Below are 13,127 nucleotides of genomic sequence, written 5' to 3'. Positions count from 1 at the left end.
TTGTTCTTTTAGGCTGCTTGCGAGAGTTTCAACAGCGGACGCGGTGGCAAGGCAAATGGCGGAGCTTTCGGGAAAAGATTGAAGCGAAGAGCGACCAGCGCCATTCGCACACGTTTGGCTATCGCCGGTGATCCACTCTCGATAATGGCCGTAATCGCCATGTCGATGGAGGCGAGTAGGTCTTTGTCGATTTCGCCAGTTTCCTGCGGTTTGTTAGCTAAGGCTCTATAATGTGCGCTGACCCCATCCAGCACTTCATCAACGGCCGACCGACAATTTTCGGGCAGTTTGGAGCGATATTGTTGGAGATCGATCGTGTTCATCCCGTTTCGCAGATCGCGTAACAGATCGACTTTCGCGATATCAGCCGCTGGAATCTGCGCGAGACGTGGCGTCATCATGCCGATGCGGTCGATCATGCGGAGCAGCAAGCGATTCATGCGCTGGCGACGATGACGCCCGGAACCACGTTCCGCAGCAAGTGCAATATCATTCCAGCCTGCTTTGATCAGACGGCGCACACTCCATTCCGCACCCACCGACCGGACAATCGACGTCACCACGGCAGCAATCACGATTCCAAGAACCGTGGCCAGATTGGCGTTGGCAAAACTGACGAAATCATGTGTCAGATGTCCCTGGAGCATGAGCATGTTCGGCAAATTCACGCAGAGCACCATACCCAGCAGAAATTGTGAAGGAATGGCGAGCAACAAGCCAGCTGGGATGAGGAACAATCCCAGTACCAGAGCCAGCGGGAAGAAGCCGTCCACCAGCGGCAACAATGCAAATTCAAATATGAAGGCCGCAACGATAACAATCAAAAGCAGCCAGTTGAACTTGCGCATTACCGGCACCGGGTCATCCATGGTTGCAAAGATACAGCAGAAGATGCCGGCCATCATGGCTGCGGCGCTGCCTTGAGACCAGCCGCTCGCAATCCAGAATGCAGTCGCCACACAGGTTGCCAGAAAGGCGGAAAAGCCCGACAGAAGTGCCATGCCGTAATCACGATGCATGGGGCGGGCTTTCAGATGCGCGTCGTAGCGACGCCACCGCAGCGAATGCCGGGAACCGGACACAATGTCCTGACGCAACGTGATGCAATCGCTCCATATCTGAACGAGATCGCGAATGCGAGCAGCCACATTGAAAGGCAGCAATTCGCCCCAACTTGTTGCGTCCTTCCCATGACGGTCAATTTCTTCAATCAACTGCAACAGAACAGTGCGGCGTTCTTCGGTCAGGTTCTCACCACTTTCTATCCAGTCGCAAGCCTCGTCCAGAAGACTCTGCACGGCTGGATGCCACGGCGTTTCGTTTTCACCGGGCTTCAACACCAGCACATCATGCAGGCTCGATATGATCGGGAGAACAGCCACCATGCGCTGCTGCAACACGTGAAGCAGCCTACCAACATTTCTGATTGATGAAGTATCATAGGCAACATGCGTGGTCAGATTGCGTAGCTCAAGTGCATCGGCTGCGAGTCGCTGGCGATCCCGAAGAAATTCAGGTGTAGCACCTCCACCGCGCATACTTGCCAAAGCAAGCTTTGAACCGTCACGCAGCCAATTATCGATACGACTGACGAGCACCGGACCGCTATGGCGCGGAAAAACAAGTCGATTGACGACAGCGGCACAAATAATGCCGATGGCGATCTCTTCCACACGACCCACGGCATAGTCAAACGTGGTTTCAGGCACTGAGACGACAGCAAAACTCGCGATTGCTACTGTGTAGCCAGCCAGCATGAACAAATAGCTGCGTGGCGTACCGTCGAGCAGGCTGATCGCAAGACAGAGGCCCATCCAGAGACCGATTGCCAATGTCAGAATCTCAGGTGAATTGACCAGATGCGGTACGAACAGAATGGTCACTGCTCCACCGATGATCGTACCAATCAGACGGTAAAAACCCTTTGATGTGGTTGCACCTGATAGCGGATGCGCAACGATATAGACAGCCGCAATGGACCAATAGGGATTAGGCAGATTAGCCATCAAGCCGATCCACAGCGCAAGCATAGCTGCGGCGAAAGTCTTCAGTGAAAAGACTACATCCCAGAATTTCGGGGTTGTGTCGGCTGATTTCATCATGGCTTGCAGGAGATACCGGTTGAACGCATTGCGTCTTTCCGGCCAGGTCACCGATCAGAAAGACTGTGTTTGAAACTTTTCATTCAGCTTGCGCAATACTTCCATGGCGACATCAACAGCATCGGAATCGAGATCACCAAGGAAGCGAGCACGAAGACGAGCAGCAGACTTTTCCACCTTGTCGGCAAGAACGCGACCGTCCTCTGTCAATTGAATGAGCTTGACGCGACGATCAGCATCGTCGGCAACGCGCTGGATCAGGCCGTCCTTTTCCAGCTCATCGACAACCCGGACAATCGTTGCTCCCTCAATACCGACCCGTTCGGCCAGCACACCTTGAGGGACACGATCTCCGTGCCGCAACAGGGCCATCAGCGGTATAGCTTTCGCGTCGGAAAGACCATGTTCCGCCATTGCTGCATCAAAAGCTTTCCGCCATCCTCTGGCGGTACTTGCAAGAAGCGGTGCAAATTCGACCCATGTTTGTTTCATCACATCAATTCCATTCAAATAGATAGCTTCATATCTATATGGATACAATCTAATTAATGCAACAGACATGATGTTTCCCATCAATTGTTTGTGTAGGAATGCCAATTAATTGTCTCTTGATGCGTTACCAAAGCGCTTGACCTTTGCCCCTGCCCTCTGCCATCGATGCTGACATGCGCGCGAACTACAAAATGCAGAGACTATACGTTGAAAACAGCCTCGATGAAGGCGACCAGATAGAGGTCGCCCTGCAGTCCGCACATTACCTTACCCATGTCCTGCGATTGAAGGATGGCGATGAAATTCTCGCCTTCAATGGACGCGACGGCGAATGGAAATCGCGGCTGAAGCCTGAGGGCAAAAAGCGGCTTTTCCTGGTGCCCTTCGAGCAGACACGTCCGCAACCTTTACCGAGCGATTTGGTCTATTGCTTCGCTCCGCTGAAGCAGGGGCGGCTGGACTATATGGTGCAAAAGGCCGTGGAGATGGGCGCAGGCGTTCTCCAACCCGTCATCACACAGCACACTCAGGTGCCCAAACTCGGAACCGACCGCATCAAGGCCAATGCGATAGAAGCTGCCGAACAGTGCGGCGTGCTTTTCATACCTGAATGTTGCGAAGCAATCCGCTTTGACCGCTTCATCGAGCAGTGGGACGAATCCCGACGTCTGATCTTCTGCGATGAAGGGCACGAATCGGACGATCCACTAACCATCTTACAGGCGATGACGCCCGGCCCTGCCGCGTTACTAATCGGTCCAGAAGGTGGTTTTTCAGAAGACGAACGTCAAACGCTCCGAAAGCTACCATTCGTAACAGCCATTCCCCTTGGCCCGCGAATCCTGCGTGCCGACACCGCTGCCGTCGCAGCAATGGCTCTTGTACAATCTGTGCTCGGAGACTGGCGGAACGCGGGATGACATTCTCGAAATTTGATGTTCAATGGAATTGACTTGCGTGATTTGACAAATTTGTCCAATCACGCAGAAAAGCGAAAATCGACCAGGGATAGACTGCATGGCGCGCGATACGACTGATGAAACGGCACTAACGAGCGTTGAACAACTGGCAGGCTATCTGGCTGGCGGATGCAAGCCCAAAGATGCCTGGCGCATCGGCACCGAGCATGAAAAATTTCCATTCTACATGGCTGATAACAGTCCCGTTCCCTATGAGGGACCACGCGGTATTAAAGCCATTCTTGAAGGCATGCAGGCAACGCTAGGCTGGGAACCTATTATCGATGAAGGCAATATCATCGGTCTAGTGGAGCCAACCGGACAAGGTGCCATTTCGCTGGAACCCGGTGGCCAGTTTGAGCTTTCCGGGGCACCACTTTCAACCATTCATCAGACATGCCGTGAAGTGAACGCGCATCTGTCTCAGGTTCGCGAAATAGCAGAACCTTTGGGCATCCGCTTCTTAGGCGTTGGCGGCAGTCCGAAATGGACTTTGGCCGAGACGCCCGTCATGCCGAAATCACGCTACAAGATCATGACTAATTACATGCCGAAGGTCGGGCATGAAGGTTTGGACATGATGTATCGGACTTCAACCATTCAGGTGAATCTGGACTTCAGCTCGGAACGAGACATGCGTCGCAAGATGCAGGTTTCAATGAAACTGCAATCGGTGGCCACTGCACTTTTTGCCAGTTCTCCGTTCACCGAAGGCAAGCCGAACCGTCTTCTATCTTGGCGCTCGAATATCTGGCGCGACACGGACAACCAGCGTTCGGGAATCCTGCCTTTTGTCTTCTCGGAAAACTTCGGTTTTGCCGATTATGTCGAATGGGCGCTCGATGTGCCTATGTATTTCATCCTGCGTGACGGCCATTATCACGACTGCACACATGTCACGTTCCGCCAGTTCATGAACGGGGCGCTGAAAGGCGAAGTAAGTGATCCGGTTCCCAATATGGGTGACTGGACTAATCATCTTTCTACACTATTCCCTGAAGTGCGTTTAAAGCGTTTTCTGGAGATGCGAGGTGCCGACGGCGGTCCGTGGCGTCGCATTTGCGCCCTTCCAGCCTATTGGGTAGGGTTGCTCTATGATGAAGAAGCTTTGACAACCGCCGAGCTTCTGACCAAGGACTGGACATATGAAGAAGTGCTTGCGCTTCGCAATGAAGTCCCAGCCAAAGCATTGAACACGACCTTCCGTGGCAAACCGCTGGAACAGATTGCTCGCGAGACTTTGAAAATCTCCCGTCTAGGCCTTTTGAACCGCAATAAGCTTAACAGCGAAGGTCATGATGAAACACATTTTCTGGCGCCTCTGGAAGAAATCGTCGCCGCAGGCGTGACTGATGCCGAACGCATGCTGAAAGCATATAACAGCGTCTGGGCAGGTTCGGTTGATCCAATCTTTCTGGAATATGCCTATTGAGCATTGAGCCGCAAAACACATCCAATAGAAAGGGCGCGTTATTCGCGCCCTCAGATTGATTACAAACCCCTCGATTTTTGGAAGCAGTCAAAAACGAGGGGTTTTGATTCCGATTTGTTCACGTTCTGAATCTGGGACGTTCCGTGAATCTGAGGTCATTTTGACCCTGCCGGAGGTTTGTCAGCAGTCTGAGGGCGCGTTATTCGCGCCCTTTCTCTTTTAGTCAGCTCGTAACCTGTTGCCCCTTAGTTGGATCGGGTATGACGACAATCGTGCTGCCATCGCGCACATTATTATAAAGATCGATCACATCCTGGTTAAGCATACGGATACATCCTGACGATACGGCTTTGCCGATACTCCAGGCTTCTGGCGATCCATGAATGCGGTAAAGCGTATCCCGCCCATCCTTGTGAATGTACATCGCTCTTGCGCCAAGCGGATTTTTGATCCCGGGAGGCATCCCACCATTGGCAATGCTATAAGGCTCCAGCGATGGCTGGCGAGCGACCATCTCGTCTGGGGGTGTCCAGCGCGGCCATTGGCGCTTATAGGCAATCTTTGCCCGTCCGGCCCATGCAAAACCATCACGCCCGACACCAATGCCATAACGCATGGCACGGCCATTGCCGAGCACATGATAAAGATATTTGTTCGGCGTATCGACGATAACAGTGCCCTTGACTTCACTCGTCGGATAATCGACTTCTTGCCGCCAGAATTTCGGGGCAATCTTGCTCGTATCGACCGCTGGGATCGGAAATTGTTCTTCCGGCAAGGCCTGATACATCAACGGCACAGGCCGTGAAGGTGCTGGTTCAGGCAACTTTTTCACCGGTTGAGATGGCTGCTGCACTGTGGAAACACAGCCGGACAACGCAACAGCGCTGGCGCCTATAAGAAAGCCACGGCGGCTGAAAGCAGCCTTTGCAAAGCCATTTGTGAGGTCGTCATGGGTTTTTTTACGCGACATCCTGAATCTCTAACAATGACAGATGTGCGAGAAAAAGACGTCCAAGCTTAAGCCAGCCTTAAGGCTACAGCATCGGCCCCCAAATGGGAAACGATTTTTGGAAAGCCGTGCGTAGATTCAATACGTTAGAGCGACCTTTGTGCGTCGGAAAGAACGCACGGTGCCCTACGCAATCTCAGCATAAAGTGGAAAACACCGCGATTGGCTGTTGCTAAAATAACGATCCCTGATTGCCGGAGCTGGGAGACTGAACCTTTTTTGTTTGTACAAGCTTTGCGGGCTCGCTCCCGCCCTCCTCACCTGCAACGACCGCAACGTCACCATCGCGGAACCGAATGGACAATGCATCGCCAGCCGACACGGATGCAGCCTGCTTCACCGGTTTTCCTTCTGCATCGAAGACAACCGCAAACCCACGATCGAGAACGCTTTCATAAGAAAGCGTGCGCATAAGGCGTTCCAGTTCCTGCCCGCGCCTCTGGGCTCTTTCGATCAGAAGCCGTACGGCTTGATCGCGACGACGATCCAGCTGTTCTATTGCAACGATTGTAAGCTTTGTTCGCCGCAGTATCGGCTCCGCCGAAAGACGGTTTGCCGGATGAATGAAAGCCGTTCGTCGTTCGCGCAGGAATGCCTCTAGTGCGCGAGGCAATCTTTGCCCAAGAACGGAAACGCCGCGCTCCAGTTCCATAAACCGGCGCTGAAGGAGACGCGGCGATAACTGTCGCGCATGACCTTCAAAGTGGACTCGCTTCTTTTGCGTATTCACGAACAGAGCCCGCGTAAGGCGCGAGGCGGCTTCGTCGAAACGACGACGCGGCAAAGCCAGTAATTGGTCAGCCGACGGAAGAGCGCGCACTGCCGAACGGTGGGCTTGCCTTTTCAGATCAATAAAGCGGGACATGGCCGACGAAAGCCGTGCAGATTGCCCCGCCAGTGCTGCCAGCAGGTCTGCTTTTACAGGCACAGCCATTTCCGCCGCACCTGTTGGCGTGGGAGCACGAATATCGGCGGCAAGATCAATTAAAGTCCAGTCGGTTTCGTGGCCGACCGCAGAAATTACGGGTATATGCGATGCTGCAACGGCACGAACAACGATTTCGTCATTAAAGCCCCACAAATCTTCCAGACTGCCGCCGCCGCGCGCCACGATCACCACATCCGGCCTCGGAATGGACCCGCCCCCAGGCAAAGCGTTGAAACCATCTACGGCGGCAGCCACTTCTGGCCCGCTCGTTTCACCCTGCACCCGCACGGGCCAAACGATGATATGCAAGGGATAGCGGTCCGCAATCCGGTGAATGATATCTCGAATGACGGCTCCTGTCGGAGAGGTTACCACTCCAACCACGCGGGGCATAAAGGGCAGGAGCTGCTTGGCCGCAGGGTCGAACAGTCCTTCTGAAGCCAGCCGCCGCTTACGCTCCTCCAGAAGCGCCATCAGCGCGCCCGCGCCGGCAGGCTCCATCTGTTCGATGACGATCTGATATTTCGATGAGCCTGGATAGGTTGTGAGCTTGCCGGTGGCAATAACCTCCATCCCCTCTTCGGGACGGAAGCGTAGACGACTCATCGAACCGCGCCAAATCACAGCCTCCAGACGTGCACGATCATCTTTCAAAGCAAAATAAGCGTGTCCCGACGAATGTGGACCACGATAGCCGGAAATTTCGCCGCGCACGCGCACATGCCCGAACGTGTCCTCAACCGTGCGCTTCAACGCGCCGGAAATCTCGGAAACGCTATACTCGGCGACATTGGACGATGCGCCAGTAAAACTCGAATCGGAACCCATGCTCATCCCATCATAGGCAATCAGGTGGCATGGCTGGTCAAGGAGCCATGCAGCGATTTACTGTTTCATCACCAGCCTGGCAGCAATTCGTTGGCTCGCACCCTCCTCGTACGAACCGCCGGGAACGGCGAAATTTCCGCCGAAGCCATCACACCTGGCTGCGGTGACGATATATTGTCTAGACTTTCGATAATATGCTGCGCAAGTGCGTCTACGACTGCGTTTTGTTTCGTGTGGCCACGCATGATACCGATGCCGAATTCCGGCAGCATTCCAAACCCGTCTGCTTCACCGAGTACCCGCATGCCGGGACGCAACGCACATTCTGGAAGCACCGAGACCGCAAGCCCCGAAAGAACGGCAGCCGCCAGGACTGTCGCAGACCAGCTCGTGATTATGATACGATAATCCCGCTTCACCGCTTCGAGCACATCAATAGCCGCGTGGCGCCAGATGCAAGTCGGGCGCCCGACAGCAAGTGGTAACACCGCTTCTTCGTGCACGGCATGGTTGGCGGATGTGACCCAAAGTAATGGCTCTGTGCGAACGACCTCGGAGCGGCGTGTGTCGTCGCACTGTGTGACAAGCGCAATATCCAGTGTGCCGCGGCGGATCATTTCGTCCAGATTGACTGTCGGTTCACAAACGACCGACAACTCGACACGCGGGTTTGATCGCGCAAAACGCGCCATGATTTCTGGCAAAAACCGATCGGCATAATCATCCGGCGTTCCAATGCGCACATGGCCTTCCAGTTGAGTGTCATCAAACGCAGCGATGGTTTCACCATTGAGCTGCATCATGCGGCGCGCATAAAGCAAGAGCCGCTCCCCCTCCTCGGTAAGACGATTGATCCGTCCATCACGTTCAAATAACGGTTTACCAATGCGCTCTTCCAGCCGGCGCATCTGCATGGAAACAGCAGATTGCGTCTTGAAAACGGCATCGGCTGCCCGCGTAAAACTGCCCGCATCCGCTATCGCTATGAAAGTCTGCAACTGATCGAGATCCAGAGGCGTGCTCATCGGCGTCATCCATCATTATTATTGAAGAATTACATTAAAAACATTCGTTGGAACAATCAATTCGATTGTTGGATAAAGCCGCCATCCTAAAGGAAAAGGAGCCGCGAAAGCGAATGACCCTGACGATGAGGATCACTTAGCCCTGCCAGATCAAAGGAGAGCGGACATGACAGCGACAAGCAAGATAACGACAACGCATTTACCTGCAATGAACGGACAGACCTCCACGTTCGTGCAGATGGTAAAGACCGTATTTACGTCGATCATGCGTCGCTGGACGTTTTCCAATGGTCGACGGCAAGTGCTGAACCTGAGCAGCTTTGACGACCACATGCTGCGCGATATCGGACTTCGCCGTGAGGATATTTACACGGCAGCTCATTACCGTGGCACCGAGGACCCTACGCGGGTTCTGAGTGAACTGGCAGACGCTCGGCTACGAATCAAGGCTACACGTCTGATCTGTTGAACCAACATCTCTTCGGGTCCGGTAAGACACAGTCTTTTTGAACCCGAGACAAATCATCTGGCAGGCGCCACCTTCACATACCGGGTCCCCTCCCGGTCAGCCTGCCCTTTGCCCGGCCGCTCCTCCGCTGGCCGGGCTTTTTTATGCGCCAGCTTCCAGAAAGCATTCTTCTGCGCATCGATTTGCAGCACCCCCACCGCATGAAATCAGCAATTGCTGGACAACTTGAATTGCGTTGATTTTTTTCGAAGAAAAGTGTTGCGTTCGGTGTTTGAGTTCGCTAGATGGAGGCCGTCGCGAACGAGCTAACGCTTTCATCGCGCATGCAAGCCTCCAGTCTGAAGGCATTTGCTAATCCCTGCTGGGGGATAGTTTAAGGGTAGAACAGCGGACTCTGACTCCGTTAGTCTTGGTTCGAATCCAGGTCCCCCAGCCAAATCTTTTCTCAAGAAAATCAATATCGTAGATCGTAAGCTGGAATATGATCTGGCATTTTTCATGTCACGTCCATCGGCAGCCAGCTTTCAACGGTTAGCTTACAATATCATACACTGCATCAAGGGTTTTCAAAGCCGAATACCTACCGGATTGAATATTACAAAAAATTCAGGTCCGCTCTTGAACTTGGCAAATCCATACACATTTGAAGAAATGCAGCGCCGGGCCCCTCTGGTCATGGCTACCGCTATGGCGATGTCGGGGCTGCTCCACTTGTTCAATTGGAGATGGTCCGGCGATGGATTCGCTTATTGTAGCCCTTTCGGGCGATTTTCTCGGCACACCTGTATATTTCTGGGCGGCGTTTATCATTGTTGTCGTCGGCTTGCTTGTTTTCGACCTCGGTATTTTGCATCGTGACGAGCACGAGATCGAAGCCAAGGAAAGCCTCCTGCTTTATGGCTTTTATGTCCTGATCGCGCTGGCCTTCGGTGGCTGGGTGTGGTGGCAGCGCGGGGCAGAGTCCGGTCTGGAGTTTTATACCGGCTATCTGATCGAGCAGAGCCTCGCGATGGACAACATGTTTGTTATCGCAACGATCTTCGGTTTCCTTGGTATTCCCCGTCTTTACCAGCACCGTGTTTTGTTCTGGGGCATTCTCGGCGTTATTGCCTTCAGAGCAGTCTTGATCGGGCTTGGCGCCGCACTTGTGCACGAGTTTAACTGGATTCTTTTCCTCTTCGGCGCATTCCTGGTTTTCACCGGATTCAAGATGTTCGGACATCAGGATGAGACACCCGACATCGAACAGAACGCCGTATTCAAATTTCTGCGTCGCCGGTTCAATATCACTCGCGAATTGCATGGCCGCAATTTCACGATCAAACAGCCACATCCCAAAACCGGCAAGATGGTTACCTGGCTGACGCCACTGGCGGTAGCACTTATCATGGTGGAGACCGTTGATCTGATCTTCGCTGTTGACTCTGTCCCTGCTGTCTTCGCAGTCACTCAGGACACGTTTATCGTCTACACGTCGAACATCTTTGCCGTTCTGGGCTTGCGCGCGCTTTATTTCGCCTTGGCTGCGGCGATGAACCGGTTCCGCTATCTACAGGTATCGCTTGCGATCATTCTGGTGCTGATCGGCATCAAGATTTTCCTTGTACCATTGGGCGTTCACATCAACACGCTGCTGTCGCTTGTCGTAACGTTGGCTATTCTCGCGAGCGGTGTACTTTATTCGCTGTATAAAACCCGGAATGAACCGGACATGAGTGTCGAGGACCTCGCCAAGCAGCACCATATAGAAAACTGATCGAAAGCAGTTTGAATGACAGAAAGGTCGGCCCACATGTGCCGACCTCTTTCATGTGATGACGGTGTAAAGATTGGGGGTACTTTCTTCGGATACCCCCAGCAGCACTGTCATACTGATAATAATCATATGCTCATTGCCCGTCTCCGGCGCGATTTTCGCTATTTCGGATAGGGCGACCCCCCATACCGGATTGATCCACATTTCCGAAGCTCCGCTGCGCACCGCGCTTGATCGTCTGGGTGCATCATGACGAACTGCATGTCTACAACGCCACGAAGTGCTGGGGCGATACTTCGCGATATTCGCGTAAAGGCACAACATAATCCGCCGAACGAATTGGGCTCTTGAGTTCCCCCGTTTCGCTTGAAAGCCTGGCCCTGCGCCGGTCTGGGTCAGGAACCGGAACAGCCGCCATCAACTTGCGTGTATAATCGTGTTGGGGATTCTCAAACACCGACGACCTCGGTCCGATTTCTACAATCTCGCCCAGATACATCACCGCCACACGATGGCTTACACGCTCGACTACGGCCATATCGTGCGAGATGAACACGAACGCCAGATCGAGGCTCTGCTGAAGATCAAGCATGAGATTGATGACCTGCGCCTTGATCGAGACATCCAGTGCGGACACACTTTCATCAGCAACGATAACTTTGGGCTTCAGGGCAAGCGCACGGGCGATACAGATACGCTGCCTTTGTCCACCAGAGAATTCATGCGGATAGCGCTTTGCCATATCCGGCGTCAGACCAACCTTTTCCAGCATACCAGCAACAACGTCCTTCGCGTCCCGTGCGCTCCCCAGTCGGTGTTCAATATATGGTTCCGCAATAGCAGCTCCCACCGTCATGCGCGGGTTCAACGATGCATAAGGATCCTGAAAGATCATCTGAACCGTTCGCCGCATCTCACGCATGGCCTGCTTGTCAAGGGCCAGAATATTTTGGCCTTCAACCAGAACCTCACCGGAATCCGGCTCAGTCAGTCGCATGATGGCGCGCCCCGTCGTCGATTTCCCGCACCCGCTCTCGCCAACCAGAGAAAGGGTTTCGCCCTTGCGGAGATCGAAGGACACCTTTTCCACGGCATGAACACGCCCGCTTAAGCGAGACATGAAACCTGAGTAAATCTCGAAACGCTTGGTAAGGCCTTTCACTTCCAACACAGGCACATCGACCTTGTCGACCGTATCCGCCACCTCGACCGGCTTTTCCGAAAGGCCGGTCGCATTGTCTACTATCGGAAACCGCAGAGGACGTTGATAGCCCTGCATTGAACCCAGTACAGGAACTGCCGACAAAAGTGCACGCGTGTAAGGGTGTTCGCTCTGCCGGAAGATATCGACTGTCTGCCCTGTCTCAACCTGCTTTCCACGAAACATGACAACTGTACGATCCGATATTTCGGCCACCACGCCCATGTCATGCGTGATGAAAAGAACGGACGTGTCCTCCTCTTCCTGCAACGTCTTGATAAGATCGAGTATCTGGCCCTGAATGGTTACATCCAAAGCCGTCGTCGGTTCGTCGGCGATCAGCAGTTTGGGTCTGGATGCCAGAGCCATCGCGATCATGACACGCTGGCGCATACCGCCTGAAAAGCGATGCGGATATTCATCGAAGCGGGATACTGCGGACGGGATGCGGACCTTTTCAAGCAAGCGGATCGTTTCAGCACGCGCATCTGCCTTTGACATTTGCGAATGGCAGAGCAATGCTTCCGAAATCTGGTCCCCGATTGTGAAGAGCGGATTGAGGCTCGTCATCGGCTCCTGAAAAATCATAGCGATTTCGTTGCCGCGTATCCGGCGCATTTTCTCTTCTGGAAGCGTCAGAAGCTCCCTATCTCCCAACCTGATACTGCCTTCGATGCGGCTCGTATCCTTCTGCAAGAGACGCATGATCGACAGTGAGGTGACACTCTTGCCTGAGCCGGATTCCCCGACGATTGCGACGGTTTCTCCGGGATGGACATCGAAGGAAACGTCATCCACAACCGGTTTCCAGGCACCATCGACCAGAAAAGAGGTGCTCAGCCCTTGAACGGATAGAACAGGTTCGTGTTTTCCAACCGTCGCAATTTTCTCAGACGTCATGATGTTCCTCCGCTTTACTCAGG

General features: G+C 53.5%; 11 protein-coding genes and 1 tRNA gene. 5 read left to right on the top strand and 7 right to left on the bottom strand.

The features are described 5' to 3' along the window. Positions 1-8: 8 nt before the first annotated feature. The gene (locus JNC70_RS04455) at positions 9-2,102 is read right to left on the bottom strand and encodes an FUSC family protein (RefSeq protein WP_104755720.1); all 2,094 of its coding nucleotides are present in this window, start codon (positions 2,100-2,102) and stop codon (positions 9-11) included. 54 nt (positions 2,103-2,156) lie between these two features. Further along, complete coding sequence (locus JNC70_RS04450; protein WP_104755544.1) at positions 2,157-2,594, bottom strand: MarR family winged helix-turn-helix transcriptional regulator; 438 nt, start codon at positions 2,592-2,594, stop codon at positions 2,157-2,159. Positions 2,595-2,767: 173 nt separating this feature from the next. Between JNC70_RS04450 and JNC70_RS04445 the strand changes: the two genes are divergently transcribed. Both JNC70_RS04445 and JNC70_RS04440 read left to right on the top strand, forming a co-directional pair. Beyond that, positions 2,768-3,514 (top strand): 16S rRNA (uracil(1498)-N(3))-methyltransferase, encoded by a 747-nt coding sequence (locus JNC70_RS04445; RefSeq protein ID WP_104755545.1) that lies wholly within the window; start codon positions 2,768-2,770, stop codon positions 3,512-3,514. A 97-nt stretch (positions 3,515-3,611) separates the two neighbouring features. Continuing rightward, entirely contained in the window at positions 3,612-4,985 is a 1,374-nt protein-coding gene (locus tag JNC70_RS04440) for a glutamate--cysteine ligase (protein WP_104755546.1), read from the top strand. Positions 4,986-5,208: 223 nt separating this feature from the next. On the opposite strand, the gene JNC70_RS04435 is transcribed toward JNC70_RS04440, so the two are convergent. The 3 genes from JNC70_RS04435 to JNC70_RS04425 all read right to left on the bottom strand — a co-directional run bounded on the left by JNC70_RS04435 (position 5,209) and on the right by JNC70_RS04425 (position 8,778). Continuing rightward, the gene (locus JNC70_RS04435; protein WP_104755547.1) at positions 5,209-5,958 is read right to left on the bottom strand and encodes a L,D-transpeptidase; all 750 of its coding nucleotides are present in this window, start codon (positions 5,956-5,958) and stop codon (positions 5,209-5,211) included. Between the two features lie 211 nt (positions 5,959-6,169). Next, positions 6,170-7,753, bottom strand: coding sequence for an exodeoxyribonuclease VII large subunit (gene xseA, locus JNC70_RS04430; protein ID WP_104755548.1), 1,584 nt, complete (start codon positions 7,751-7,753; stop codon positions 6,170-6,172). A 68-nt stretch (positions 7,754-7,821) separates the two neighbouring features. Next, positions 7,822-8,778, bottom strand: coding sequence for a LysR substrate-binding domain-containing protein (locus tag JNC70_RS04425; RefSeq protein ID WP_374788548.1), 957 nt, complete (start codon positions 8,776-8,778; stop codon positions 7,822-7,824). Between the two features lie 166 nt (positions 8,779-8,944). Between JNC70_RS04425 and JNC70_RS04420 the strand changes: the two genes are divergently transcribed. From JNC70_RS04420 to JNC70_RS04410, 3 genes are all read left to right on the top strand, one after another. Continuing rightward, positions 8,945-9,247, top strand: coding sequence for a DUF1127 domain-containing protein (locus tag JNC70_RS04420; RefSeq protein ID WP_104755550.1), 303 nt, complete (start codon positions 8,945-8,947; stop codon positions 9,245-9,247). A gap of 362 nt (positions 9,248-9,609) precedes the next feature. Continuing rightward, positions 9,610-9,683, top strand: a tRNA-Gln gene (locus JNC70_RS04415). 300 nt (positions 9,684-9,983) lie between these two features. Then, on the top strand, positions 9,984-11,003 hold the full coding sequence (locus tag JNC70_RS04410) for a TerC family protein (protein WP_104755551.1): 1,020 nt from the start codon (positions 9,984-9,986) through the stop codon (positions 11,001-11,003). Between the two features lie 51 nt (positions 11,004-11,054). Here the strand turns inward: JNC70_RS04410 and JNC70_RS04405 are convergent, their stop codons facing one another. Both JNC70_RS04405 and JNC70_RS04400 read right to left on the bottom strand, forming a co-directional pair. After that, positions 11,055-11,207, bottom strand: coding sequence for a hypothetical protein (locus JNC70_RS04405; RefSeq protein WP_167394056.1), 153 nt, complete (start codon positions 11,205-11,207; stop codon positions 11,055-11,057). A 61-nt stretch (positions 11,208-11,268) separates the two neighbouring features. Further along, a complete protein-coding gene (locus tag JNC70_RS04400) occupies positions 11,269-13,104 on the bottom strand; it encodes an ABC transporter ATP-binding protein (RefSeq protein ID WP_104755552.1) in 1,836 nt (611 codons plus the stop codon). Between the last annotated feature and the right edge of the window lie 23 nt (positions 13,105-13,127).

Source organism: Brucella oryzae (genome assembly GCF_041929965.1).
GTDB classification, from domain to species: Bacteria; Pseudomonadota; Alphaproteobacteria; order Rhizobiales; family Rhizobiaceae; genus Brucella; species Brucella oryzae.
The sequence above is the reverse complement of the archived record's forward strand: the minus strand, read 5'-3'. Positions and strand labels throughout refer to the sequence as shown.